The sequence below is a fragment of the Burkholderia sp. AU38729 genome, assembly GCF_020419725.1.
Classification (GTDB): Bacteria; Pseudomonadota; Gammaproteobacteria; order Burkholderiales; family Burkholderiaceae; genus Burkholderia.
Genome location: NZ_JAIZQO010000010.1, coordinates 334,232 through 359,307 on the forward strand (window position 1 = coordinate 334,232; position 25,076 = coordinate 359,307).

The following is a 25,076-nucleotide window of genomic DNA, read 5'->3' on the forward strand; positions in this document are numbered from 1 at the left end:
AACGGAGGGGCATCGGTAAAATGGCAAACAGTCCGCAATTATAGCGAGTGCCCGCGCGCGAGCCGGGTCCCGCATCTCAAGGGAGGAATGCCATGCCATCGTTCGACGTCGTTTCCGAAGCGAACATGATCGAAGTGAAGAACGCCATCGAGCAGTCGAACAAGGAAATTTCGACGCGCTTCGACTTCAAGGGCTCCGACGCGCGCGTCGAGCAGAAGGAACGCGAGCTGACGCTGTTCGCCGATGACGATTTCAAGCTCGGCCAGGTCAAGGACGTGCTGATCGGCAAGCTGGCCAAGCGCAACGTCGACGTGCGCTTCCTCGACTACGGCAAGGTCGAGAAGATCGGCGGCGACAAGGTCAAGCAGATCGTCACCGTGAAGAAAGGCGTGACCGGCGATCTCGCGAAGAAGATCGTGCGCCTCGTGAAGGACAGCAAGATCAAGGTGCAGGCGAGCATCCAGGGCGATGCCGTGCGCGTGAACGGCACGAAGCGCGATGATCTGCAGAGCGTGATCGCGATGCTGCGCAAGGACGTGACCGACACGCCGCTCGACTTCAACAACTTCCGCGACTGATCGCCGGACGATACGTCACGTCATCCCGCCGGGCCCCGCACACGCGGCGCGCCCGGCTGCGGCCAAGCGCCGCACTTTCTCAGGCTTTCCCGCCGTCCTGCGCGCCGCCGTCCGCGGCCGCCTTCTTCTTGTCGCCGATCCGGCTTTCTTGCCCCGCCAGCAGCTTCGATATATTGCCGCGGTGGCGCCATACGAGCAGCACGCTCATCGCGAGCACGGCCCATGCGACCGGGTTGTGGCCCGTGCCGAACAGGAACACGTCGAACACCGGCGCGAACACGGCCGCCACCAGCGCCGCGAGCGACGAATAGCGGAAGAAGAACGCGACGATCAGCCAGGTCAGCGCGGTCGCGAGCCCGAGCACCGGGTGCACCGCGAGCAGCACGCCGGCCGCGGTCGCGACGCCCTTGCCGCCCTGGAAGCGGAAGAACACCGGATACAGGTGGCCAAGGAACACGGCGATCGCGACCCATGCGACCGCGACGTCCGGCAGGCCGAAGCGCCGGGCGAGCCAGACGGCAATCCAGCCCTTGAATGCATCGCCGACGAGCGTCAGGATCGCGGCCTTCTTGTTGCCGCTGCGCAGCACGTTGGTCGCGCCGGGATTCTTCGACCCGTACGAACGCGGGTCGGCCAGGCCCATCGCGCCGCTGACGACGACGGCGAACGACACCGAACCGATCAGGTAGGCAACGAGGGCGGCGAGCAGGATCTGCATGCGGAGGACTCTTCTTTCAACGTATCGGTAAAGGGACGGCTGCGCGCGGCACGCCGAAACGGCGCCCATTCTACCGAACGCGCGCCGCCTGCCACGAAGGTGAAACCCTCAGTCGACACTGGCGCACTGCACGGGCTGCGCGCCGAGCAGCGACGTGAGCACGGCCGGCGCGAGGCTGACGAGGTAGCCGCGACGCCCGCCGTTCAGGTAGATCGTCGGCAGTTCGAGGATCGTCGCCTCGACGTAGACGGGCATCGTCTTGCGCGTGCCGAACGGCGACGTGCCGCCGACGAGATAGCCCGAATGGCGGTTCGCGACCTCGGGCTTGCACGGCTCGACGCGCTTCGCGCCGATCTGCCGCGCGAGGTTCTTCGTCGATACGGTGCGGTCGCCGTGCATCAGCACGATCAGCGGCTTCGCGTGTTCATCTTCCATCACGAGCGTCTTCACGACGCAGTGCTCGACGACGCCGAGCTGGCGCGCCGATTCGCCGGTGCCGCCGTGCTCGACGTAGTCGTACGGATGCTCGCCGAACGCAACGCCGTGGCGGCGCAGCAACTGGGTCGCGGGGGTTTCGGACACATGCCTGGATTTGCTCATGGCGGCATTTTAAGGGTGAACGACCGGCGCGCGCGCAATCGTGCGCTCGCACCGGCGGTATACTCGCGGCCCGTTTTTCGCCGGGCGGCCTGCTGCGTCGCCGCAACGATTCCGTCCATCATCATTGCGGACATCGCGAAGCGCTATTGCCCGAATGGCCGATTGTGGCGCGCGCGCCGTCATGGCACGATCGTTCGCCAACCTCGTCAGCCGCCGCCCTTCTTCTGGAGACGCCATGTCCTCGTCCCTCCGTTCATCCGAGCCGCTCGACGTCGACGCACTGCTCGCCGCGCTGCCTCGCCGCATCGCCGACGTGCCCGCACGCTGGGCCGCGCAGGCGCCCGCGCATCCGGCGCTGATCGAGGACGCGCGCCGCCTGTCGTATGGCGACCTGTCGCAGGCCGTCGATGCAGCCGCCGCGCAGCTCGCCGACCTCGGCGTGCACGGCGGCGACCGCGTGATGATCGTCGCCGAAAACTGCATCGCGCAGATCGTGCTGCTGTTCGCGGCCGCCCGCCTCGACGCGTGGGCGCTCGTGTCGAACGCGCGGTTGTCCGCCAGCGAGCTCGACGCGATCGCCGCGCACGCACGGCCGAAACTGATCGCGTTCACCACCGACGCCTCGCCCGACGCGCGCACGCATGCCGAACGGCACGGTGCGACACCCGCCGGCACGCTGCCGGTCGACATCGGTGCATGGTCATACCACGTCGACGCGAGCGCGCCGGGCGAACCGGTCGCCGCCGACGGTGCCGCGCAATGCGCGGCGCTGATCTACACGACCGGCACGACCGGCACGCCGAAAGGCGTGATGCTGTCGCATCGCAACCTGCTGTTCATCGCGGCGACGTCGAGCACGCTGCGCCGCGTGTCGCCCGACGACGTCGTCTACACGGTGCTGCCCGTGTCGCACGTGTACGGGCTCGCGTCGGTCTGCCTCGGCAGCCTGTATGCGGGCGCGACGCTGCGGCTCGCGCCGCGCTTCTCGCCCGAAGCCGTGCGCGTCGCGCTCGCCGACGAAGGCGTCACGATCTTCCAGGGCGTGCCCGCGATGCACGCGAAGCTGCTCGAACACCTGCACACGCACGGCCACGCGTGGCGCGCACCGCGCCTGCGCTTCGCGTATTCGGGCGGCTCGCCGCTCGACGCGAACCTGAAGGCGCGCGTCGAGCGCCTGTACGGCGTGCCGCTGCACAACGGCTACGGGATGACCGAAAGCAGCCCGACGATCACGCAGACGCCGCTCGATGCGCCGCGCACCGACAGCTCGGTCGGCGTGCCGATTCCCGGCGTGGAGATGCGGATCGTCGCGCCGGACGGCACCGACGTGCCGCCGGGTGAAGTCGGCGAGATCCACGTGCGCGGGCCGAACGTGATGCTCGGCTACTACCGCAACGCGGACGCCACGCACGCGGCCGTATCGCCGGACGGCTGGCTGAGCACCGGCGATCTCGCGCGGCAGGAGGCGGACGGTGCGGTAACGATCGCGGGCCGCAGCAAGGAGCTGATCATCCGGTCGGGCTTCAACGTCTATCCGGTCGAAGTCGAGCAGGTGCTGAACGCGCATCCGGACGTCGTGCAGGCGGCCGTGATCGGCCGCGCGGTCGAAGGCAACGAGGAAGTGCTCGCGTTCGTCGAGCTGGTGCCCGGCGCGACGGCCGACGAAGCGGCGTTGCACGCGTGGTGTGCGGAGCGGCTCGCGCCTTACAAACGCCCCGCACACATCCGCGTACTCGACGCGCTGCCGGCCGCATCGACGGGCAAGGTGCTGAAGCACAAGTTGCGCGAGTTGGTCTGACTCGGGCCGGCCGTTGCACGTGACACGGCGCGCGCCGCGCCGGATGCGCTAACCGCGCGGATGGTGTTGCGCGTGCAGCGACTTCAACCGCTCGCGCGCAACGTGCGTATAGATCTGCGTGGTCGAGATGTCGCTGTGACCGAGCAGCAGCTGCACGACGCGCAGGTCGGCGCCATGGTTCAGCAGGTGCGTCGCGAACGCGTGCCGCAGCGTATGCGGCGACAGGTGCGCGCGCACGTCCGCATGCTGCGCGTGGCGCTTGATGATGTTCCAGAACTGCTGGCGCGTCATCCCGTCGCCGCGCGCGGTCACGAACAGTGCGTCGGCCGCGCGCGCGCCGAGCAGCGCCGGCCGCGCCTCGCGCAGGTAGCGCTCGATCCACCCTTGCGCGACTTCGCCGAACGGCACGAGCCGCTCTTTCGAGCCCTTGCCCATCACGCGCACGACGCCCTCGTTGAGCCCGACCTCGACGGTCTTCAGCGTCACGAGCTCGCTCACGCGCAGCCCGCTCGCATACATCAGCTCGAGCATCGTACGATCGCGCAGGCCGAGCGGCGTGCCGATGTCGGGCGCACCGAGCAGCGCCTCGACCTGCGCTTCCGACAACGTCGACGGAAACCGGGCCGCCTGTTTCGCGGACGTGATCCGCAGCGTCGGGTCGGCGCTCGCGCGATGCTCGCGCACGGCCCAGCCGTAATAGCGCCGGAACACGGACAGCCGCCGGTTCGACGACGTCGCCTTGCCGTCGCTGCGCGCGGCGATGTAGCCCGTCACCATCGCTTCGTCGGCGGAATCGAGCGACGCGTCGTGCGTCTCTGCCAGCCATTGTGAAAACAGCACCAGATCGCGCCGGTACGCATCGAGCGTGTTGCGCGCCAGCCCGTGCTCGAGCCACAGCGCATCGCAAAACACGTCGATCGACGCGCGGCTCGCGAGCAGCGCGGGGGACACCTCGACGGCATCGCCGTCGACTTCGGGGGACATCAGCGATTCACTCATCAGTACGGCACGCCTTCGTGCGCCAGCAGCCAGCGCTTCACTTTCTGGTAATAACCGTTGTCGTCGTGGTTCGCGAAGCCGCCGAGTCCGCCCGCCGCGACGACGCGATGGCACGGGATCACGAGCGGGAAGTAGTTCGCGCCGCATGCCTGGCCCACCGCGCGCGGCGCGCTGCCGATCCGCTTCGCGACCTGGCCGTAGGTCAGCACCGTGCCGGGCGGAATATCGCTGATCACGTCCCACACGCGGTGCTGGAACGCGCTGCCGACTTCGGCGAGCGGCAGATCGAAGCGCGCCGACGCACGCTCGAAATAACGTTCGATCTGCTTGACCGCGCGCTGCGCGAGCGGCGAATCCGGATCGACCGACTTCACCGATTCGGGCAGATAGACGATCTCGCGCACCACCGCGGCATCCGTGCGGATGCCGACCTTGCCGAACGGCGCGTCGATGACTGCATTGAACATGGCCCTCTCCTGACCGATGGATGCGCGCGGCCCCCCCGCGCGCCGACGACACTTTACGCCGCCTTCACGCAGCACGCAGCGCCCATTCGACATGCTCGCGCACGACCGGCGACGGATCGTCGGCCCGCGCGCGCAACGCGGCGACGATCGCGTCGCGCGCCTGCGGCGTGAGCCGTCCCGCGTCCGCGCGCAGCGCATTGCCGAGCCCGACCGCCAGATTGCGCAGCCAGCTTTCGTAGCCGATGCGCCGGATCGCACTGCCCTGCATCCGCGTCTCGAACGCGTCCGCATCCCACGCAAACAGCTCGACGAGCGTCGCGCGATCGAGTCCGTGCCGCACGTCGAAATCGGCGACGGGCGCGGCCTGCGCGAACTTGTTCCACGGGCACACGAGCTGGCAGTCGTCGCAGCCGTACACGCGATTGCCGATCATCGGCCGCAGCGGCTCGGGGATGCTGCCTTTCAGTTCGATCGTCAGATACGAGATGCAGCGGCGCGCGTCGACGCGGTACGGCTCGACGATCGCGCCGGTCGGGCACGCGTCGATGCAGCGCGTGCAGCTGCCGCAGTGCGCGCCGGGCGTCTCGGGCGCGGTGTCGGGGGACGTGTGCGCATCGGTCGGCAGCGGAACGTCGACGTAGATCTCGCCGAGGAAGAACAGCGAGCCCGCATCGCGCTGCAACAGCAGCGTGTGCTTGCCGCGCCAGCCGACGCCGGCCTTCTGCGCGAGCTCGACCTCGAGCACGGGCGCCGAATCGGTGAACACGCGGTAGCCGAACGCGCCGATCTCCTGCTCGATGCGCTCGGCGAGCGTCTGCAGGCGGTTGCGCAGCACCTTGTGATAGTCGCGGCCGCGCGCATAGATCGACACGACGGCCGCCTGCGGATCGTCGAGCCGGGCCCGTTCGCGTGCGCGCCAGTCGTGCAGTGCGAGCGCGCCCGGCTCGCTTTCAGGCGCGTCGGCGGCGAGCGTTTCGGCCGGCAGATAGGCGAGCCGCACGGAAATCACACGTCGCGTACCGGCCACAAGTTCGGCCGGACGCGCGCGTTTCATCCCATGTTTCGCCATATAATCCATTTCGCCGTGGTATCCGGCTTCCAGCCAGGCGGCGAGGCCTGCTTCGGCATCCGAGAGATCGGTATCGCTGATGCCGATCGCCCCGAAACCCAATTCGCGCCCCCACGCCCTGATGCGCGCGGCGAGCGCAGTCAACGCCGCATCGTCGAGCGCGCACGGTGCCGCACCTTCGGCACGAGTCGAAGGTCTGTCGGATGCGGCGAGTTCCGGTAATCGGTTCATCGCACTATTTTACGAGAATGCCAGCCACGCCCAGCCATCCGCCTCACGACGCCATGCTGCCCGCCCCGCTCGCGGAGCGCGTGATCGCGCTCGCCGACGAAGCGGCGACCGAGGCCTTCGGCACCCGCTTCGCGCACGCGCTCGACGCGGCGCGCACCGAACTCGCCCGCGCGCATGCGTTCGACGGGCTGCAGATCCAGCTGGTCGGCGATCTCGGCGCGGGCAAGACGTCCCTCGTGCGCGCGATCCTGCGTGGCCTCGGCCACACGGGGCGCGTGCGCAGCCCGACCTATACGCTCGTCGAGCCGTACGCGCTCGAACGCGACGATGGGGAACTCGAGGTCTATCACTTCGATCTGTATCGTTTCAACGATCCGGCCGAATGGTCCGACGCAGGCTTTCGCGAATATTTCAATTCCAGCGCGATCTGCCTCGTCGAATGGCCACAACAGGCAGGCACGCTGCTCGGCGTACCCGATCTGGTTTTCTCGCTCGACGTGGATGGCGACGGCCGCGCCCTCACCGTCCGGGCGTACAGCGCTTCAGGAAAGGCATGTCTCGAAAGATGTTGATCAAACCGTTCCGCTCGATCGAATCGGCGGCCACCGCGACGCACAACTGGCGGCGCCGCCAGATCCTGTGCGCGGGCGCGTCGACGCTGGTGCTCGGTCTCGTCGCACCGCGGCTCGCGCGCGCGTCGTCGGTGCTCGGCGTGCGCGTGTGGCCCGCACGCGATTACACGCGCGTCACGATCGAATCCGACCAGCCGCTGCAGAATAGCCAACAGCTGCTGCAGGGTCCCGACCGTCTCGTCGTCGACCTGACCGGTCTCGACCTCGACCAGGCGCTGCGCGACCTCGTGTCGAAGATCGCGCCGAACGATCCGCAGATCCAGTCGGTGCGTGTCGGCCAGTATCAGCCGCACGTCGTGCGGATGGTGTTCGACCTGAAAGGTTCGGTGAAGCCGCAGGTGTTCACGCTGCCGCCGGTCGGCACCTACAAGTACCGGCTCGTGTTCGACCTGTATCCGGCCGTCGCGCCCGATCCGCTGTCCGACCTGATCGCGCAGACGGAACGCAAGGAGCAGGCGCTCAACGACACGGCACGTGCGCAGCAGATGCAGCCGCCGACCACGCTGGCCGGCCCCGGTACCCCGCCGCCCGCCGCTGGCGACAACAGCGACGCATTCTTCCAGCGCTTCGCGCAGAACACGCCGGCCACGCCTCACACGCCGCCCGCCCCCCCTTCGACGCCCGCGAAGCCAGCCGTCAAGCCGCCGCCCGTCATCGCACGCCGCGACGACAGCGACGACGATGGCGACACCTACAAGTTCACCGCGCCGAAATCCGGCAAGGGCAGCACCGTCCGCCTGCTGACGGTGGCGATCGATCCGGGCCATGGCGGCGAGGATCCGGGCGCGATCGGCGGCGGCGGCACGTACGAGAAGCACATCGCGCTCGACATCGCGAAGAAGCTGCGCGCGAAGATCGACGGCGCGCCGAACATGCGCGCGATGATGACGCGCGACGCCGACTTCTTCGTGCCGCTGAACGTGCGCGTGCAGAAAGCGCGCCGCGTGGGCGCCGACCTGTTCGTGTCGATCCACGCCGATGCATTCACGACGCCGTCCGCGCGCGGCTCGTCGGTGTTCGCGCTGTCCGACCACGGCGCGACGAGCGCCGCGGCGCGCTGGATGGCGAACAAGGAGAACTCGTCCGACCTGATCGGCGGCATCAACATCAAGACGGCGGACGCGGCCGTGAACCGCGCGTTGTTCGACATGTCGACGACCGCGCAGATCCGCGATTCGCTGCGCTACGGCAACTACGTGCTGAAGGAAGTCGGCGGCATCAACAAGCTGCACAAGGGCTCGGTCGAGCAGGCCGGGTTCGCGGTGCTGAAGGCGCCCGACATTCCGTCGATCCTCGTCGAGACGGCCTTCATCAGCAACCCCGAAGAAGAGAGCCGGCTGAACGACGACGGCTATCGCGACCAGATGGCCGACGCGATCTTCCGCGGCATCAAGCGCTATTTCGCCGCGAATCCGCCGCTCGCGAAGAGCCGGATGGCCTGACGGCCGTACCCGGCCACCCCGCCCCGCCGCCGGCACGCAGTGCATGCCGGCGCGTCACGACGCCGCGAAGCGGCGCATCAGTTTCCCGCCGAACACGTTCACCGCGAGCCCGCCCATCACGAGCGCCGTGCCGATCAGCTGCGTGCGCGTCAGGTGCTCGTCGAGCAGCAGCGCCGACGACGCGAGGCCCACGATCGGCACCAGCAGCGAGAACTGCGCGACCTGCGCGGCCGGATAGCGCGACAGCAGGCGGCTCCACAGCCCGTAGCCGAGCAGCGTCGCGACGAACGCGAGATACACGACCGCGAAGATCGACGCGCCGTTCAGCCCGGCAAGCGCGGTCGCGATCCGCTGCGGCCCTTCGAACCACAGCGACAGCAGGAAGAACGGCACGGGCGGCACGAGGCTGGCCCACACGACGAGCGACACGAGGTTCGCACGGCCGACCTTCTTCGTGACGATGTTGCCGAACGCCCACATCGCGGCCGAGCAGATCGTCAGCAGGAAGCCCGCGAGCGTCATCGCGCGCCCGCCCTGCGCCGCGATCACGACGAGCCCGCCCGCGGCGATCGCGAGCCCCAGCAGGTTCTGCACGCGCAGCCGCTCGCCGAGGAACAGCATCGCGAACACGAGCGTGAAGAACGCCTGCGACTGCAGCACGAGCGACGCGAGGCCGGCCGGCATGCCGACGTACATGCCGGTGAACAGGAACACGAACTGGCCGAGCTGAATCGTCGCGCCGTACAGCACCAGCAGGCGCCATGGAATCTGCGGCCGGCGCACGAAGAACACCGCGGGGACGGCCGCGAGCGTGAAGCGCAGCGCGCCGAGCAGCATCGGCGGCATGCCGTGCAGGCCGACCTTGATCACGACGAAGTTCACGCCCCACGCCAGGATCACGACCAGCGCAAGCAGCAAGTCCTTCGGGGCCATCATCGGCGTCTCCTCGATTGTCGAATGGTCGTGCAAAGTGCGCTCAGGCCCTCTCGCGTTGCGCCGGGCGCCCCGAGAGGACTGCCTTCGAGGCGGAAAACCCGCGGCGGCCCGGTGTTTTCCTCTGGGAAGCCGGTCAGTCTACCGGGTTTCAGCCCCCGGCCCGATACCCGCGCGGCGCACATGGAATCGGCGGCGGACGGCCAGTACAATGACCGGCATCCCCCGCCGCCCCACAGGATCCGCCATGACCGCTCCGATCAAAGCCCTGCTGAAGCCGCACGTGCGCGACATCGGCAACCTGCAGGTGCGCCGCACGCTGCCCGCACTCGCCGCCCGCCTTGTCGGCCCGTTCATCTTCTTCGATCACATGGGGCCCGCCGCGCTGCCGCCCGGCACGGGGCTCGACGTGCGCCCGCATCCGCATATCGGCCTCGCCACCGTCACCTACCTGTTCGACGGCGCGATCCTGCACCGCGACAGCCTCGGCTCGCTGCAGGAGATCGTGCCGGGCGACGTCAACTGGATGACGGCCGGCCGCGGGATCGTCCACTCCGAACGCACGCCCGACGCGCAGCGCGAACACGGCCACACCGTGCACGGGATCCAGACCTGGGTCGCGCTGCCGCGCGCGCACGAGACGACCGAGCCGTCGTTCGAGCACCATGCGGCCGGCACGCTGCCGAAGCGCAACGAGGACAGCGTCGCGCTGACCGTGATCGCCGGCGATGCGTTCGGGCTGCGCTCGCCGGTCACGACGTTCTCGCGCACGCTGTACGTCGCGGCTGAATTCGCAGCCGGCGGCCGCCTCGCACTCGACGCGTCGCACGAGGAGCGCGCGGTCTACGTGGTCGACGGCGAGCTCGCGATCGACGGCACGCCGGTGCCGGCCGAGCAGATGGCCGTGCTCACGCCCGGCGCCGCGGTCACGCTGACGAGCGGCAGCGGCGCACGTGCGATGCTGCTCGGCGGCGACAGGATCGACGGCGAGCGCTTCATCGAATGGAATTTCGTCGCCAGCAGCCGCGAGGCGATCGAGCGCGCGAAAGACGCCTGGACGCGCCAGGAAATGGGCAAGGTGCCGGGCGAGACGGAATGGATTCCGCTGCCCGAGTCGAAGCCGCGTTGAAAAAGGGGCGCGCCGCCCCCATCCTGACGACATTCGAACGGAAGAGAACGACATGGACACCACGCTTGCCACATTCGAGAAAGACGTCATCGAGGCGTCGCTGGACGCACCCGTGCTGGTGGACTTCTGGGCGCCGTGGTGCGGCCCCTGCAAGACGCTCGGCCCGCTGCTGGAAAAGCTCGAAGGCGCCTATGAAGGCCGCTGGAAGCTCGTGAAGGTCAACGTCGACGAGAACCAGGAACTCGCCGCGCACTTCCAGACGCGCAGCATCCCGCACGTGATCGCGTTCGCCGACGGGCGCCCCGTCGACCAGTTCGTCGGTGTGCTGCCCGAAGGCCAGCTGCGGGCCTTCCTCGACCGGCTGCTGCCGGCGCCGGAGGAAGCCGAACGGCGTGCCGCACAGGACGCGATGGCCGAGTCGCGCTACGACGACGCGCTCACGCACCTCGAAGCGGCGCTCGCGCTGAACCCGGGCTTCGACGACGCCCGCCTCGATCTGATCGAACTACTGCTCGCGAACAACCAGGTCGACGCCGCACGCGCCGAGACCGAACGCCTGTCGCCTCAGACCGTGCAGAACGGCGATCCGCGCTACCAGGCGATCAAGACCCGTTTCGACGCGCTCGACGCGACGGCCGACCTGCCGCCGACCGACGCGCTCGAAGCGCGCATCGCGGCGAACCCGGCCGACCTCGACGCGCGCTTCGACCTCGCGCAGAGCCTGATCGCGCGGCGGGCGTACGAAGGCGCGGTGGAGCAGTTGCTGGAAATCGTCACGCGCGACCGCGCGTACGGCGACGATCTCGGCCGCCGCACGCTGATCTCGGTGTTCGAGCTGGCCGGCGATCGCCCGGATCTCGTCGCCGGGTGGCGGCGCAGGCTGAGCATGGCGCTCAACTGAACTGACGTGGAACCGGCCGGGCTGCAACGGCCCGGCTGCCGGATCACCACGTCAAGCACGGCGCGTGTCACGCGCCGCCGCATTGCACAACGACCGCGATTCGCAGCGGCTCAGCCGGCAGCCTGCGCCGCGATCGCGCGCAGCGCATGCGCGGCGGCTGCGAAGCCAAAGCTCGCGGTCACGCACACGCTCGAACCGAACCCCGCGCAGTTGAGCCCCGCGACGTGCGCGGCCGCGGACGGCTCCGTGCCGTCCTCGAGGTCGCAGGCGGCAGCTTCCGGATAGATCAGCGGCTCGTCCGAATACACGGCGCTGACCTTGAAACGCGCCTTCGGCCCGCGCGGAAAGCCGTGCTGCTTGCGCAATTGCGCGCGCACTTTCGACAGCAGCGGATCCTGGATCGTCAGCGCGAGATCGTCGATCCGGATGCGCGTCGGGTCGAGCTGGCCGCCCGCGCCGCCGACCACGACGAGCGGCTGACGCTTCGCGACGCACCATGCGATCAGCGCGACCTTCGTGCGCACGCTGTCGATCGCGTCGATCACGTAGTCGAAGCCGCCGCCGAGCAGCGCGTCGAAGTTGTCGGGCTCGACGAAATCCTCGATCCGGTTCACGCGGCATGCAGGATCGATCAGCGCGATCCGCTCGGCCATCGCGTCGACCTTCGGCTTGCCGTAATTGCCGTCGAGCGCATGGATCTGCCGGTTCGTATTGCTTTCGGCGACGTTGTCGAGATCGATCAGCGTCAGCGTGCCGACCGCGTTGCGCGCGAGCGCCTCGGCCACCCACGAGCCGACGCCGCCGATCCCGATCACCGCGACGTGCGCGCGCTCGAACGCGGCGGCGGCCGGCGCGCCGTACAGGCGCGCCACGCCGCCGAAACGCCGCGCGCGATCCACGTCAAGCTGGATTTCCGGGGTCGGGGTAAGATCAGAGGAACTGGGCGGGGCAGCGTCGGCGACGGACATGGCAGCAAGGAAAACGTAAGTCGTGCAGCCCTCTATTTTGCCTGAACTCCCCGCTCGCACGCGCCACTGTGCACGCACGTTTCTTGCGCGTTGGCTACAATGGTTCCAGATTGAAGCGTTTGCATAACATGACGACTCTCGCCGATCTCCGCATCAATTACTCACGTGCTTCGCTCGACGAGGCCGACGTCGCCCACGACCCGTTCGCCCAGTTCGACCGCTGGTTCAAGGAGGCGCTCGCCGCCAAGCTGCCCGAGCCGAACACGATGACGCTCGCGACCGTCGGCGCCGACGGCCGGCCGTCGGCACGCATCGTGCTCATCAAGGGCGTCGACGAACGCGGGTTCGTCTTCTTCACCAATTACGAAAGCCGCAAGGGGCGCGATCTTGCCGCGCACCCGCAGGCCGCGCTGCTGTTCTACTGGATCGAGCTGGAGCGCCAGGTGCGCATCGAAGGCCGGATCGAGAAAACCAGCGCAGAAGAAAGCGACCGCTATTTCGCGTCGCGCCCGCTCGGCTCGCGCATCGGCGCATGGGCGTCGGAACAGAGCGCGGTGATCGACAGCCGCGCGACGCTCGAAGCGCAGGAACAGGCCATCAGCGAACGCTACGGCGACAACCCGCCGCGCCCGCCGCACTGGGGCGGCTACCGCCTCGTGCCCGACTCGATCGAGTTCTGGCAGGGCCGCCCGTCGCGGCTGCACGACCGCCTGCTCTACACGCGCGACGCCGGCACGTCGACGGGCTGGTCGATTTCGCGCCTGTCGCCTTAAGCCCGGCGCCGGCGCATGCCGGTCGTGTCTCGTGTTGCATTCGGGCGCCCGCCTCGCAAGCGGCGGGCGCCGGTCAAGATACTTGGCTGTATTCGATTCAACGAACAAACGGAGAATCCAAATGTTCTGGGAAAAGAAGCTGGCACAGTGGGCGGACGAAGTACGGGCGAAAGCGAACATACCGGCGCGCCTCGTGCTGTGGAACGGCGATCAACTCGATTTCGGCACCTTCAGCGCGCCGCAGGTCACGCTGAAGGTCAACAGTGCGTCGGCGTTGCCGCTGCTGCTCGAACCGAGCCTCGACAATCTCGGCGAGGCGTATGTAAAGGGCAAGATCGACATCGAAGGCAAGCTGTCGGACATCATCAACATCGGCTACTCGCTCGCGCGCAGCACGGTGACGAGCGCGAGCAAGCTGGCACGCGTGAAGCGCTACTTCAATCACTCGAAGAGCACCGACAAGAAGGCGATCCAGTATCACTACGACGTCTCGAACGAGTTCTACAAACTGTGGCTCGACGAGAACATGGTGTACTCGTGCGCGTACTTCGAGAACGGCGACGAAGATCTCGCCACCGCGCAGATCAAGAAGATCGACCACATCCTGACGAAGATCCGGCTCCAGCCCGGCCAGCGCCTGCTCGACATCGGCTGCGGCTGGGGGGCGCTCGTGCTGCGCGCCGCGCAGAAGTTCGGCGCGCAGTGCCTCGGCGTCACGCTGTCGCAGAACCAGTTCGACCTCGCGACCGCGCGCGTGAAAGCCGCCGGGCTGGAAGACAAAATCGAGATCCGGCTGCAGGACTACCGCGAGATCGACGGGCAATTCGACCGCATCACGAGCGTCGGGATGTTCGAGCACGTCGGGCGCAAGAACCTGCCGCTCTATTTCTCGCGGATCCACGACCTGCTCGCCGACGACGGCATCGCGATGAACCACGGGATCACGTCGACCGACGCGGAAAGCGGCGAGACGGCGCTCGGCGGCGGCGAGTTCATCGATCGCTACGTGTTCCCGGACGGCGAGTTGCCGCACATCAGCCTGGCGCTGGAAGCCGCGCAGCGCGGCGGGCTCGAAGCGATTGACGTCGAAAGCCTGCGCCGGCACTATGCCCGCACGCTCGATATCTGGACGGAAAACTTCGAGGCGAAGGCCGACGCCGCGCGACAACTCGTCGACGACGAAAAATTCCGCATCTGGCGCGTGTATCTCGCCGGCTGCGCGTATGCGTTCGAGCACGACGACGTGTCGATCTTCCAGATCGTGTGCCGCAAGGCCGGGCAGAGCGCGAAGACGCTGCCGTGGTCGCGGCGCTATATGTACGAACACGCGCTGCCGCGCTAGGCGGCGCTTCACGCTGGGCATGCATGGGTGACGGCAGGACGCGGCGCAAGGCGCCGCCGGAACGACAGCAGCACGACGACGCGAACACGCCGCACGCCGACGGGCAATTCGACCTGTTCGGCGTGCCGGTCGATGCTGCACGCGCGTCGCCCGGGAACGATGGCCCGCCTGCCGACGCCGACGAACATGTGAACCCGGGCGCGCCTGACGACGCGCAGCCGGCACCGCGCCTTCGCACTCCTCCCCGTTCGTCAGACGAAACGCCGCCCGCCGCTTCCGGCCTGCTGTGGGACGAACCGTCCCTGCCAGCCGAGCCGCCGAAGAAGGGCCGGCGCCGGCGCGGCGTGCTGCCCGCGCCGATCGCACCGGATGTGGCCGACGCAGCAGCCGGCCTGCCGCCGAACGTCCGGCTCGGCACATCGTCGTGGACCTTCCCGGGCTGGGACGGCATCGTCTACGACGGCGATTTTGCTCAGACGAAACTCTCGCGCGAAGGGCTCGAAGCGTATAGCGCGCATCCGCTTCTGAAGAGCGTGAGCCTCGACCGGTCGTTCTACGGCCCGCTGTCGGTGGCCGACTACCTGCGCTACGCGCAGCAGGTGCCCGACGATTTCCGCTTCGTCGTGAAGGCGCCGGCCTCCGTGACCGACGCGGTGATTCGGGGCGGGCGCGGCGAACCGTCGGGACCGAACCCGACCTTCCTCGACGCGGATCTCGCGACCCGCGAATTCGTGCAGCCGTGCGTCGAAGGGCTCGGCCGGAAAGCCGGCGTGCTCGTATTCCAGTTCTCGCCGTTGCCCGACACGCTGCTTGCCCGGCCGGCCGAACTGATCGACCGGCTGGCCGCGTTCTTCGCGGCGCTGCCGCCGCTGCCGGCGGACGCCGACGGCACCCGCTACGCGATCGAGATTCGCGACGCGAGCCTGCTCACGCCGCGCTTCATCCGCGCGCTCGCCGCGCTCGGCGTGCGCTACTGCGTCGGCCTGCACGCGCGGATGCCCGATCCGCTGCGCCAGGCAGCCGCGCTCGCGCTGCTCGACGGCGACGCGCCGGGCCCGCTGATCGTGCGCTGGAGCCTGCACGGCGGCTTCAAGTATGAACAGGCGAAAGCGAAGTACGAGCCGTTCGACAAGCTCGTCGACGAGGATCCGGCCACGCGCTCGGCGCTCGCCGAACTGGCTGCGCGCTATGCGCTGGCCGGGCAGCCGGTGATCATCACGATCAACAACAAGGCGGAAGGCTCCGCGCCGCTGTCGTGCATCGCGCTTGCGCGCGAGATCGCCGCCGCGTGCGCGCAGTGGCGCAACGAGGCGGCTTGATACCGATTGGATACCGGCTTGCGCCGGCCGCGGTCACGACGCTTACGCGCCGCGCAGCGACTTCAGCCGGTGCGAGAACTTCTGCCGGAATTTCGCGAGCTTCGGCCCGATCACGACCGAGCAATAGCCCTGCCCCGGGTTACGCGCGTAATAGTTCTGGTGATAATCCTCGGCCGGCCAGTAGTTGCCGTCGAGCGGCACGACCTGCGTGACGATCGGCTGCCCGAACACCTGCTCGCGCTCCAGTTCGCGGATCACGTCGAGCGCCGTGTCGCGCTGCGCGTCCGAATGGGTGAACACGACCGAACGGTACTGCGTGCCGACGTCGTTGCCCTGCCGGTTCAGCTGGGTCGGATCGTGCGTTGCGAAGAAGATCTCGAGGATCTCGCGATAGCCGATGCGCGCCGGATCGAACGTCACGTTGACGACTTCCGCGTGGCCCGTATCGCCCTCGCAGATGTCGCGATAGCCGGGATTGCGCGTATGGCCGCCCGCGTAGCCCGACTGGACGGCCGTCACGCCGTCGACGTCGAGAAACACCGCCTCCGTGCACCAGAAACACCCACCGCCCAATGTCGCGGTTTCAAGCATCTCGTTCACCATGAAATCAGTCCCTCGTTGATGTCGGCAGCCGGCACGCATGCGCCGGCGCCACCGTTCCGTCTCGCCGCTGCCCACCCGCGTGCGGGCTGCAACGGCACTCCGGCAAGTATCTCACTCGCGCGCGAACCTGACAGATTGCACGGGTGCCGCGCGCGACCGGCCGCCCGTTTTCTCGACTACACTTAGGCACGCGCGAGCGCGGCGGCAAACCCGCCGTCTGGCGCAACGCGCCCGATGCATGCCCGACCCTGATGCAAACATCATCTGCCGGAACATCGCTATGCACGCCTTAACAGACCTCACCCGCGTCACGCGTCCGGCCGTCGCCGCGTCGCGGGCCGCGGCTTCGATTGCATCACCTCCTTGCCATGCATCCGTCTCGCTCCGCGCGCGGCGATCCGGCTCATCGCCTTTATCCGCTTTCACGATCTGATGCACGGCGTCGCACGCTCATCGACGCGTGCGTCCGCCTGCCGATCGCTCCCGCCGGCGTGATGCGTGCCGTGCGGCAACCCCGACTCGCACGCCCGCAACGAACGGCCGTGCGACCCCGATCCGACACCATCGAGAGGGCATCACCATGAGCATGCGGCCTGACCCGACGTTTCACGCTTCACCCGAGCTTGCGATGCAGGCACCGGCAGAGGAGTTTGCCTATACGTTGTTGCTGAGCCCCGATTTTTCCAGACCCGACGCGCTCGCCGTGATCGACGTGAAGCCTGGCTCGTCGACCTACGGAAAAATCGTGCACACGGTGACGATGCCGAACACCGGCGACGAGTTTCACCACTTCGGCTGGAATGCGTGTTCGTCGTCGCTGTCGCCGCTGACCGGGCATGCATTCCTCGAGCGCCGCTTCCTGATCATCCCCGGCCTGCGCTCGTCGCGCATCTACGTGATCGACACGAAACCGCATCCGACGCAGGCGCGCATCCACAAGATCATCGAGCCCGACGAGATCTTCTCGAAGACCGGTTATTCGCGGCCGCACACCGTTCATTGCGGGCCCGAGGGCGTCTACGTGAGCACGCTCGGCGGCGCGGGCAAGGACGGCACCGACGGCGCGCCCGGCATCTTCATCATGGATTGCGAAACCTTCGACGTGCTCGGCCGCTGGGAGATCGATCGCGGCCCGCAGGACAAGCACTACGACTTCTGGTGGAACCTGCCGCGCGACTACATGGTGTCGAGCGAATGGGCGCTGCCGCCGCAATTCGAGAACGGGATCGTGCCGGAGGACCTGCTCGCGAACAAATACGGGCACCGGCTGCATTTCTGGGACCTGCGCGCGCGTCGCAACGTGCAGACGATCGATCTCGGCGCGCAGCACCAGATGGCGCTCGAAGTGCGGCCCGCGCACGACCCGGCGCGCGAATACGGGTTCGTCGGCGTCGTGGTCGATACGACCAATCTCGAAGGCTCGATCTGGACCTGGTGGCGCGAAGGCGGCAAGTTCCATGTGAAGAAGACCGCGACGATCCCGGCCGAGCCGGCCGCGGCCGACGAACTGCCGCCGCTGCTCAAGGGATTCGGCGCGGTGCCGCCGCTCGTGACCGACATCGACCTGTCGCTCGACGACCGCTTCCTCTACGTGTCGTGCTGGGGCACCGGCGAGATGCGCCAGTACGACGTGTTGGATCCGCACAACCCGGTGCTCGCGGGGTCGGTCCGCATCGGCGGCATCGCGCGCCGCGCGCCGCACTCGAACGGCCGCACGTTCGCGGGCGGCCCGCAGATGGTCGAGATCAGCCGCGACGGGAAACGCGTGTACTGGACCAATTCGCTGTATTCGACATGGGACGACCAGTTCTATCCGGACGGCGTGCCGGGCGCGCAGGTGCTCGCGCACGTGGGGCCGGAAGGCGGTCTGACGCTCGCCGACGATTACTGGGTCGAGTTCCCCGACGGCTATCGCGCGCACCAGATCCGGCTCGAAGGCGGCGACTGCTCGACCGACTCGTTCTGCTATCCGTCGGTCAAGCGTTGAACGCCGGCTTTCACGCCCCGTTCGCACTGTGGGCGGCCGTGCTCGCGAGCGGGGTGTATCACGGGCTCAACCCCGCGATGGGCTGGCCGCTCGCGGTGTCGAACGCGCTGATGACGCGCCGCGGCGGCGCGCTCGTCGCGGCGCTCGGCTATCTCGCGCTCGGCCATGCACTCGCCGTGTTCGCGGTGATGCTGCCGTTCGGGCTGCTCGCCGCGCTGCTCGCGTGGCAAACGGCGATCCGGATCGGTGCGAGCGCGCTCGTGATCGGCTTCGGCGCCGTGCTGCTGATCCGGCGCCGGCATCCGCGGGCGCTTGCGCGGATTCCGCCCGCGCGGCTCGGCCTGTGGTCGTTCGCGGTCGCGATCGCGCATGGCGCGGGGCTGATGCTGGTGCCGATCTACCTCGGGCTGTGCGGGCTCGACCAGGATGCCGGCCATCGCGCGGCGGCCACGCTCGTCGATGCGCATCTCGGGATGGCGCTCGTCGTCGCGGCCGTGCATGCCATCGCGATGATCGGCGCCGGCGGCGGGCTCGCCTGGCTCGTGTACCGCTATCTCGGGCTGAAGTTCGTATCGCGGAGCTGGTTCAATCTCGACGCGGTGTGGGCGTCGAGCCTGATCGTGACGGGCGCGTTGTCGCTCGGGCTGGCGGCGGCGCGATAGTGCGAGGGGATCTGCGGCCGATGTCGAGCACGGGTGCCGGGCGGAGCGGCGGACCCGCACAAAAAACGCGACAGAACGGCCGTGCCGGCAGCGTGCCCTTGCGCCTCCGTCGGCGCGCCGCAGTGTTCGCTACGTCACCCTGCCCCCGCAATGCGCCGCCTGGCCGGGCCCGGCAGCCCCGATTCCGCTAAAATCGGGCCATGCGCACCCCTTCCCTCTCGACCGCCTTGTCGCCTTTCGTCCGCCGTGCCCGCCCCGCCCGCGTCGCGCCGCGCCCGCCCGTCTCGTTCCGGATGGCTACCCGATGAACCAGGCCAATCCTCCGGATTTCGACTCGGCCGCCTTCCGGCAAGCCCTCGGGCAGTTCGCCACGGGCGTGACGGTGATCACGACACGCGCGCCGTCCGGCCAGCTGATCGGCATCACCGCCAGCTCGTTCAACTCGGTCTCGCTCGATCCGCCGCTCGTGCTGTGGAGCCTCGCGCACAAATCGGCGTCGACGCCCGTGTTCCGCGGCAACAGCCATTACGTGGTGAACGTGCTCGCGGCCTCGCAGCTCGACCTGTGCAAGCGCTTCTCGACCTACAAGGGCGACCGCTTCGAAGGGATCGCGCATGCGGCCGGCAACTCGGGGATGCCCGTGCTCGACGGCGCGCTCGCGTGGTTCGAATGCCACAACCGCAGCCGCTACGATGAAGGCGACCACGTGATCTTCGTCGGTGAAGTGGAGCGTTGCGGCGTGCGCGTGGAATCGGACACGGCACCGCCGCTCGTGTTCCACGGCGGCGGCTTCCACGGCCTTACACCGCTTTGATCGCCCCCGTGCGCGCCAGCCCGACCGGCGCGCCGGCTTCATCCTTCAGCGTCTGCAGCACGATGTTGGACCGGATGTCCATCACGCCCGGCGCCTTGTAGAGGCGGTTCAGCACGAAATCCGAATAGTGCTTGAGGTTGTGCGCGAGCACGCGCAGCAGGTAGTGGCTCTCGCCCGTCACGACGAACGCGCCGACCACCTCCGGCCATTCGCGCAGCGCTTCCGCGAAGCGCTCGTGCCATTGATTCTCTTCGTTGCGCATCGACACCTGAACGAACGCCTCGAGCTCGAAGCCGAGCTTCTCGCGGCTCAGGCATGCGCGATAGTGCTCGATCACGCCCTGCTCCTCGAGCAGGCGCATGCGGCGCAGACAGGCGGACGGCGAAAGCGAAATCCGTTCCGCCAGGTCGAGATTGCTGATTCTGCCCTCTTCCTGCAGTACCGCCAGAATCCGGCAGTCGGTGGCATCGAGCGTGATCGCGTGCATTTTTGGTCCCCGTTTTCCCTCTGAGTCGAATTATCTGCCAATCCGGCGGATTGTCCATGTTTATTTCGCAAGCACTTTCTGCGAGCGTCCACCTATCATTCGAAGGATCGACTCACCGTATCGTCATGCCATGGACACCCTCTGGGACATCTCGCCGCCCGTCAGCCCCGCCACCCCCGTGTGGCCGGGCGATACGCCGGTTTCCGTCGAACGCGTGTGGCGGATGGAGGCCGGCTCGCCGGTCAACGTCGCGCGCCTGACGCTGTCGCCGCACACGGGCGCGCACTGCGACGCGCCGCTGCACTACGACGCCGACGGCGCGCCGATCGGCGCCGTGCCGCTCGACACCTACCTCGGCCCGTGCCGCGTGATCCATTGCATCGGCGCATTGCCGGTCGTGCAGCCGGCCGAGGTCGCGGCCGCGCTCGACGGCGTGCCGCCGCGCGTACTGCTGCGCACCTGTGCGCGCGCCAGCGTCGATGAGTGGGACAGCCACTTCTGCGCGGTCGCGCCCGAGACCGTCGATCTGCTCGCCGCGCATGGCGTGAAGCTGATCGGCATCGACACGCCGTCGCTCGACCCGCAGGAATCGAAGACGATGGATGCGCATCACCGCGTGCGCGCGCACCGGATGGCGATCCTCGAAGGCATCGTGCTCGACGACGTGCCGCCCGGCGACTATGAACTGATCGCACTGCCGCTGAAATTCGCGACGCTCGACGCGAGCCCCGTGCGCGCGGTGCTGCGCGCGCTGCCCGCGCGTGCTTCCTGATTACCCCGACTGACGACCCCACATCATGATCAAGACCCGTGAAGACGCGCTCGCGCTCGACCGCGACGATCCGCTCGCCCCGCTGCGCGACCAGTTCTCCCTGCCCGACGGCGTGATTTACCTCGACGGCAACTCGCTCGGCGCGCAGCCGCGCGCATCGGCCACCCGTGCGCAGCAGGTGATCGGCGCCGAATGGGGCGAAGGCCTGATCCGCAGCTGGAACACGGCCGGCTGGTTCGCGCTGCCGCGCCGTCTCGGCGACAAGCTCGCGACGCTGATCGGCGGCGCGCCCGGCGAGACGGTCGTGACCGACACGATCTCGATCAACCTGTTCAAGCTGCTGTCGGCGATGGTGCGCCATCAGGCCGAGCGCGCGCCCGAGCGCCGCGTGATCGTGTCGGAACGCTCGAACTTCCCGACCGACCTGTATATCGCGCAGGGGCTGATCGAGCAGCTCGGCGGCGACTACGAACTGCGCCTGATCGACGACCCGGCCGACCTGCCCGGCGCGCTCGGCGCGGACACGGCCGTCGCGATGATCACGCACGTGAACTACCGCACCGGCTACATGCACGACATGCCGGCCGTCACGCAGCTCGTGCACGACGCCGACGGGCTGATGCTGTGGGATCTCGCGCACTCGGCCGGCGCGGTGCCGGTCGACCTGAACGGCGCGCGCGCGGACGGCGCGGTCGGCTGCACGTACAAGTACCTGAACGGCGGCCCCGGTTCGCCCGCCTTCGTATGGGTGCCGCAGCGTCATCACGCGCACTTCTCGCAGCCGCTGTCCGGCTGGTGGGGCCACCGCGCACCGTTCGCGATGCAGCCAGGCTTCGCGCCCGATCCGGGCATCGCGCGCTTCCTGTGCGGCACGCAGCCGATCGTGTCGATGTCGATGGTCGAATGCGGGCTCGACGTGTTCCTGCAGACCGACATGCACGCGATCCGCCGCAAGTCGCTCGCACTGACCGATGCGTTCATCGCGCTCGTCGAGGCACGCTGCGCGGGCCTGTCGCTGAAGCTCGTCACGCCGCGCGCGCATCACCAGCGCGGCTCGCAGGCGAGCTTCGAGCATCCGCACGGCTACGAAGTGATGCAGGCGCTGATCGCGCGCGGCGTGATCGGCGACTATCGCGAGCCGTACGTGCTGCGCTTCGGCTTCACGCCGCTCTATACGCGCTTCGCCGACGTGTGGGATGCCGTCGAGACGCTGCGCGACATCCTCGCCACCGACGCGTGGAAGGCGCCCGAGTTCGCCGAACGCGGCGCGGTGACCTGATCGGCCTTGCCCGGCGCGCGCGAGCCGCGCGCCGCGCCCCGTCATTCAAATCTGGAGAAAGTCGTGAATTCTGGTCATATGCAGCCACCCGGCGGCGACGCGCCGGCGGGCTGCCCGTTCTCGGGCGCGCGCGCCGCGCATTCGGCCCAAGCAGCCCCGGCCGCGCACGAAGCGTCGCACGTGCCCGGCGATGCCGGCTGGCACAACGCGCAGCTCGATTTCTCGAAGTCGATGAGCTACGGCGACTACCTGTCGCTGAATTCGATCCTCGACGCGCAGCATCCGCTGTCGCCCGATCACAACGAGATGCTGTTCATCATCCAGCATCAGACGAGCGAGCTGTGGATGAAGCTCGCGCTGTTCGAGCTGCGCGGCGCCCTCGACGCGGTGCGCACCGACGCGCTGCCGCCCGCGTTCAAGATGCTCGCACGCGTGTCGCGCATCCTCGAGCAACTGGTGCAGGCGTGGAACGTGCTGTCGACGATGACGCCGTCCGAGTATTCGGCGATGCGGCCGTATCTCGGGCAGTCGTCGGGTTTCCAGTCTTATCAGTATCGGCAGCTCGAATTCCTGCTCGGCAACAAGAACGTGCAGATGCTGCAGCCGCATGCGCACCGGCCAGACATCCTCGAACAGGTGCGTGCGACGCTCGAGGCGCCGTCGTTCTACGATGAAGTCGTGCGCCTGCTCGCGCGGCGCGGCTTCCCGATCGCGGCGGAGCGGCTCGAGCGCGACTGGACGCAGCCGACCCGGCACGACGAGACGGTCGAAGCCGCGTGGCTCGAGGTGTACCGTCATCCGCAGCAGCACTGGGAGCTCTACGAGATGGCCGAGGAACTCGTCGATCTCGAGGATGCGTTCCGCCAGTGGCGCTTCCGTCACGTGACGACCGTCGAGCGCATCATCGGCTTCAAGCAGGGCACGGGCGGCACCAGCGGCGCGCCGTACCTGCGCAAGATGCTCGACGTCGTGCTGTTCCCCGAGCTCTGGCACGTGCGCACCACGCTGTAACGCGCGACGCGCCCCCAGGCCCGCCCGCCGTCACGACGACGTGCGGGCCAGCGCCTCCCCTTCGCGCGGCTGCACGCCCGCGCGCGACAGTCGCGGGATATGCCGTCGCACGACGAGCAGCGCGACGCAGACCACGCCCATCGCAATCGCCAGCATCGTCAGATAGGCCGTGGCGCCGCCCGTGGTGATCACGACCGCGCCCGCGAACGCGCTGAGGATCGCACCGAGCCGGCCGAACGCGAGCGCGCTGGCGGTGCCGGTCGCGCGCACGGCCGTCGGGTAGATGTACGCGCAGAGCGCATACATCGTCGACTGCACCGCGTTGACGAACAACCCGTGCAGGCCGAGCCCGACGATCAGCCAGCCCGTGTGGCGGCTCGCATCGACACCCATCAGCCACACCGCACTCGCCGCGCCGCCGATACTGCACAGCACGAGCGGCCAGCGCGACCCGGCATGCGCGATCGTCCATGCGCACAGCAGCGCGCCGATCACGCCGCCGAGGTTGTACGCGGTGAGCCCCGTCCCCGCGACCGACACGCTCAACCCGCTCGCCGCCAGCATCGTCGGCAGCCAGCTGAACGCCGCATACACGGCAAGCAGGCACATGAAGAACGCGCACCACAGCGCGATCGTGTCGCGCGCCTGGCCGCTCGCGAACAGCGCGCCGAAGCCGCCGCGGCCGCCTGCCGCGCGGGCGTCCCGCAGGTCGGTGAAGGCGGTGCCCGGCGCGACGGGCCGCTCCATCCGCGCGAGCAGCGCGCCGAGTTCCGGCCAGCGCGCGGGGCGCCGCGCGAGATAGCGCGGCGATTCGGGCAACGCACGCACGAGCACGAAGCCGAGCACGAGCGGCAACGCGCCGCCCGCGAAGAACAGCCCGCGCCAGCCGTAGCGCGGCAGCACCTCGTGCGCGAACAGGCCGGCCAGCATCCCGCCGAGCGGCACGCAGACGATCGTCGCGGTCACCATCATCGTGCGACGCCGCGCGGGCGTGTATTCGGCCGTCATCGTCGTGGCCGTCGGCAAGGCGCCGCCGATTCCGAGGCCTGCGACGAAGCGCAGCACCGCGATCGCCGTGACGTCCGGTGCGAAGCCGATCGCGCAGGTCGCGATGCCGAACAGGAACACGCTGCCGATCACGGCCTGGCGGCGGCCGAAGCGGTCCGCGACGATTCCCGCGCACGCACTGCCGATGCCCATCCCGATCAGCCCGGCCGCCACCGCCGGCGCGAACGCGCCACGTGTGATGCCCCATTCGCGGATCAGCACCGGGATCGCGAAGCCGATCAACTGGCCGTCAAAGCCGTCGAGCACGATCGCGAGCGCGGCGAGCAGCACCACGCAGCGCTGCATCGTCGTGAACGGCCCGTCGTCGAGCGTCGCGCCGATGTCGACGGACGCCGGCAACAATCCGTCGCGCGTGCTCATGCGACCTCCCGTGCGCCGCGCTCAGGCGGCAACATGCGCAAGCAGCGCGCGGCAAGACAACGGCATTCGATGGCGTTCATGGCGTCTCCGGTTGCCCGGGCTGGCGCGGTGGCGCGTGCCCGGATCTCGTGCTG

25 protein-coding genes are annotated in these 25,076 nt (G+C 68.6%); 15 read left to right on the top strand and 10 right to left on the bottom strand.

What is annotated here, in order from left to right:
* Window positions 1–92: 92 nt before the first annotated feature.
* Window positions 93–578, top strand: coding sequence for a YajQ family cyclic di-GMP-binding protein (locus LGM56_RS26615; RefSeq protein WP_039368282.1), 486 nt, complete (start codon window positions 93–95; stop codon window positions 576–578).
* Window positions 579–657: 79 nt separating this feature from the next.
* On the opposite strand, the gene plsY is transcribed toward LGM56_RS26615, so the two are convergent.
* On the bottom strand, window positions 658–1,296 hold the full coding sequence (plsY, locus tag LGM56_RS26620) for a glycerol-3-phosphate 1-O-acyltransferase PlsY (protein WP_027789279.1): 639 nt from the start codon (window positions 1,294–1,296) through the stop codon (window positions 658–660).
* A gap of 108 nt (window positions 1,297–1,404) precedes the next feature.
* Window positions 1,405–1,896 (bottom strand): aminoacyl-tRNA deacylase, encoded by a 492-nt coding sequence (locus tag LGM56_RS26625; RefSeq protein WP_089495507.1) that lies wholly within the window; start codon window positions 1,894–1,896, stop codon window positions 1,405–1,407.
* A 235-nt stretch (window positions 1,897–2,131) separates the two neighbouring features.
* Between LGM56_RS26625 and LGM56_RS26630 the strand changes: the two genes are divergently transcribed.
* On the top strand, window positions 2,132–3,694 hold the full coding sequence (locus tag LGM56_RS26630) for a class I adenylate-forming enzyme family protein (RefSeq protein ID WP_226207157.1): 1,563 nt from the start codon (window positions 2,132–2,134) through the stop codon (window positions 3,692–3,694).
* 48 nt (window positions 3,695–3,742) lie between these two features.
* Here the strand turns inward: LGM56_RS26630 and xerD are convergent, their stop codons facing one another.
* The 3 genes from xerD to queG all read right to left on the bottom strand — a co-directional run bounded on the left by xerD (window position 3,743) and on the right by queG (window position 6,460).
* Window positions 3,743–4,693 (bottom strand): site-specific tyrosine recombinase XerD, encoded by a 951-nt coding sequence (gene xerD, locus LGM56_RS26635; protein ID WP_226207159.1) that lies wholly within the window; start codon window positions 4,691–4,693, stop codon window positions 3,743–3,745.
* On the bottom strand, window positions 4,693–5,160 hold the full coding sequence (locus LGM56_RS26640) for a methylated-DNA--[protein]-cysteine S-methyltransferase (protein WP_089426179.1): 468 nt from the start codon (window positions 5,158–5,160) through the stop codon (window positions 4,693–4,695). The genes xerD and LGM56_RS26640 overlap by 1 nt, the downstream gene beginning before the upstream one ends.
* Before the next feature lie 64 nt (window positions 5,161–5,224).
* Window positions 5,225–6,460: a tRNA epoxyqueuosine(34) reductase QueG gene (queG, locus tag LGM56_RS26645; protein WP_226207160.1), complete on the bottom strand. Its 1,236-nt coding sequence runs from the start codon at window positions 6,458–6,460 to the stop codon at window positions 5,225–5,227.
* Between the two features lie 17 nt (window positions 6,461–6,477).
* Here queG and tsaE point away from each other — a divergent pair, with 17 nt between their 5' ends.
* Both tsaE and LGM56_RS26655 read left to right on the top strand, forming a co-directional pair.
* Window positions 6,478–7,032, top strand: a complete 555-nt coding sequence (tsaE, locus tag LGM56_RS26650) for a tRNA (adenosine(37)-N6)-threonylcarbamoyltransferase complex ATPase subunit type 1 TsaE (RefSeq protein ID WP_089426181.1) — start codon at window positions 6,478–6,480, stop codon at window positions 7,030–7,032.
* Entirely contained in the window at window positions 7,014–8,534 is a 1,521-nt protein-coding gene (locus LGM56_RS26655) for an N-acetylmuramoyl-L-alanine amidase (RefSeq protein ID WP_226207161.1), read from the top strand. Before tsaE ends, LGM56_RS26655 begins: the two co-directional genes overlap by 19 nt.
* Before the next feature lie 54 nt (window positions 8,535–8,588).
* Here LGM56_RS26655 and LGM56_RS26660 read toward each other — a convergent pair whose 3' ends face one another.
* On the bottom strand, window positions 8,589–9,467 hold the full coding sequence (locus LGM56_RS26660; protein ID WP_179254846.1) for an EamA family transporter: 879 nt from the start codon (window positions 9,465–9,467) through the stop codon (window positions 8,589–8,591).
* A gap of 247 nt (window positions 9,468–9,714) precedes the next feature.
* Between LGM56_RS26660 and LGM56_RS26665 the strand changes: the two genes are divergently transcribed.
* Complete coding sequence (locus LGM56_RS26665; RefSeq protein WP_226207162.1) at window positions 9,715–10,596, top strand: pirin family protein; 882 nt, start codon at window positions 9,715–9,717, stop codon at window positions 10,594–10,596.
* A gap of 52 nt (window positions 10,597–10,648) precedes the next feature.
* A complete protein-coding gene (gene trxA, locus LGM56_RS26670) occupies window positions 10,649–11,497 on the top strand; it encodes a thioredoxin (protein ID WP_089495515.1) in 849 nt (282 codons plus the stop codon).
* A 110-nt stretch (window positions 11,498–11,607) separates the two neighbouring features.
* Here trxA and LGM56_RS26675 read toward each other — a convergent pair whose 3' ends face one another.
* Window positions 11,608–12,465 carry a ThiF family adenylyltransferase gene (locus LGM56_RS26675; RefSeq protein ID WP_069248702.1) on the bottom strand — a complete coding sequence of 286 codons (858 nt, stop codon included), beginning with the start codon at window positions 12,463–12,465 and terminating at the stop codon, window positions 11,608–11,610.
* 128 nt (window positions 12,466–12,593) lie between these two features.
* Between LGM56_RS26675 and pdxH the strand changes: the two genes are divergently transcribed.
* From pdxH to LGM56_RS26690, 3 genes are all read left to right on the top strand, one after another.
* Window positions 12,594–13,238 carry a pyridoxamine 5'-phosphate oxidase gene (pdxH, locus tag LGM56_RS26680; protein ID WP_226207163.1) on the top strand — a complete coding sequence of 215 codons (645 nt, stop codon included), beginning with the start codon at window positions 12,594–12,596 and terminating at the stop codon, window positions 13,236–13,238.
* A gap of 121 nt (window positions 13,239–13,359) precedes the next feature.
* Window positions 13,360–14,580, top strand: a complete 1,221-nt coding sequence (locus LGM56_RS26685) for an SAM-dependent methyltransferase (protein WP_226117493.1) — start codon at window positions 13,360–13,362, stop codon at window positions 14,578–14,580.
* Window positions 14,581–14,603: 23 nt separating this feature from the next.
* Window positions 14,604–15,899 (top strand): DUF72 domain-containing protein, encoded by a 1,296-nt coding sequence (locus tag LGM56_RS26690; protein WP_226207164.1) that lies wholly within the window; start codon window positions 14,604–14,606, stop codon window positions 15,897–15,899.
* Between the two features lie 42 nt (window positions 15,900–15,941).
* Here the strand turns inward: LGM56_RS26690 and msrA are convergent, their stop codons facing one another.
* Complete coding sequence (gene msrA / locus LGM56_RS26695) at window positions 15,942–16,502, bottom strand: peptide-methionine (S)-S-oxide reductase MsrA (RefSeq protein WP_041492935.1); 561 nt, start codon at window positions 16,500–16,502, stop codon at window positions 15,942–15,944.
* Window positions 16,503–17,082: 580 nt separating this feature from the next.
* Between msrA and LGM56_RS26700 the strand changes: the two genes are divergently transcribed.
* From LGM56_RS26700 to LGM56_RS26710, 3 genes are all read left to right on the top strand, one after another.
* Window positions 17,083–18,489 carry a selenium-binding family protein gene (locus LGM56_RS26700; protein ID WP_226207165.1) on the top strand — a complete coding sequence of 469 codons (1,407 nt, stop codon included), beginning with the start codon at window positions 17,083–17,085 and terminating at the stop codon, window positions 18,487–18,489.
* On the top strand, window positions 18,486–19,151 hold the full coding sequence (locus tag LGM56_RS26705) for a hypothetical protein (protein ID WP_226207167.1): 666 nt from the start codon (window positions 18,486–18,488) through the stop codon (window positions 19,149–19,151). The genes LGM56_RS26700 and LGM56_RS26705 overlap by 4 nt, the downstream gene beginning before the upstream one ends.
* Before the next feature lie 304 nt (window positions 19,152–19,455).
* On the top strand, window positions 19,456–19,965 hold the full coding sequence (locus LGM56_RS26710) for a flavin reductase family protein (RefSeq protein ID WP_226207168.1): 510 nt from the start codon (window positions 19,456–19,458) through the stop codon (window positions 19,963–19,965).
* Here LGM56_RS26710 and LGM56_RS26715 read toward each other — a convergent pair.
* The gene (locus LGM56_RS26715; protein ID WP_006477992.1) at window positions 19,952–20,452 is read right to left on the bottom strand and encodes an Lrp/AsnC family transcriptional regulator; all 501 of its coding nucleotides are present in this window, start codon (window positions 20,450–20,452) and stop codon (window positions 19,952–19,954) included. The two genes, LGM56_RS26710 and LGM56_RS26715, sit on opposite strands and share 14 nt — an antisense overlap.
* A 130-nt stretch (window positions 20,453–20,582) precedes the next feature.
* Here LGM56_RS26715 and kynB point away from each other — a divergent pair, with 130 nt between their 5' ends.
* The 3 genes from kynB to kynA all read left to right on the top strand — a co-directional run bounded on the left by kynB (window position 20,583) and on the right by kynA (window position 23,514).
* Window positions 20,583–21,224, top strand: coding sequence for an arylformamidase (kynB, locus tag LGM56_RS26720; RefSeq protein ID WP_226207169.1), 642 nt, complete (start codon window positions 20,583–20,585; stop codon window positions 21,222–21,224).
* A gap of 25 nt (window positions 21,225–21,249) precedes the next feature.
* On the top strand, window positions 21,250–22,503 hold the full coding sequence (kynU, locus tag LGM56_RS26725; RefSeq protein ID WP_264171001.1) for a kynureninase: 1,254 nt from the start codon (window positions 21,250–21,252) through the stop codon (window positions 22,501–22,503).
* 78 nt (window positions 22,504–22,581) lie between these two features.
* Entirely contained in the window at window positions 22,582–23,514 is a 933-nt protein-coding gene (gene kynA, locus LGM56_RS26730) for a tryptophan 2,3-dioxygenase (protein ID WP_039368343.1), read from the top strand.
* Between the two features lie 30 nt (window positions 23,515–23,544).
* Here the strand turns inward: kynA and LGM56_RS26735 are convergent, their stop codons facing one another.
* Complete coding sequence (locus tag LGM56_RS26735) at window positions 23,545–24,942, bottom strand: MFS transporter (RefSeq protein WP_226207170.1); 1,398 nt, start codon at window positions 24,940–24,942, stop codon at window positions 23,545–23,547.
* Between the last annotated feature and the right edge of the window lie 134 nt (window positions 24,943–25,076).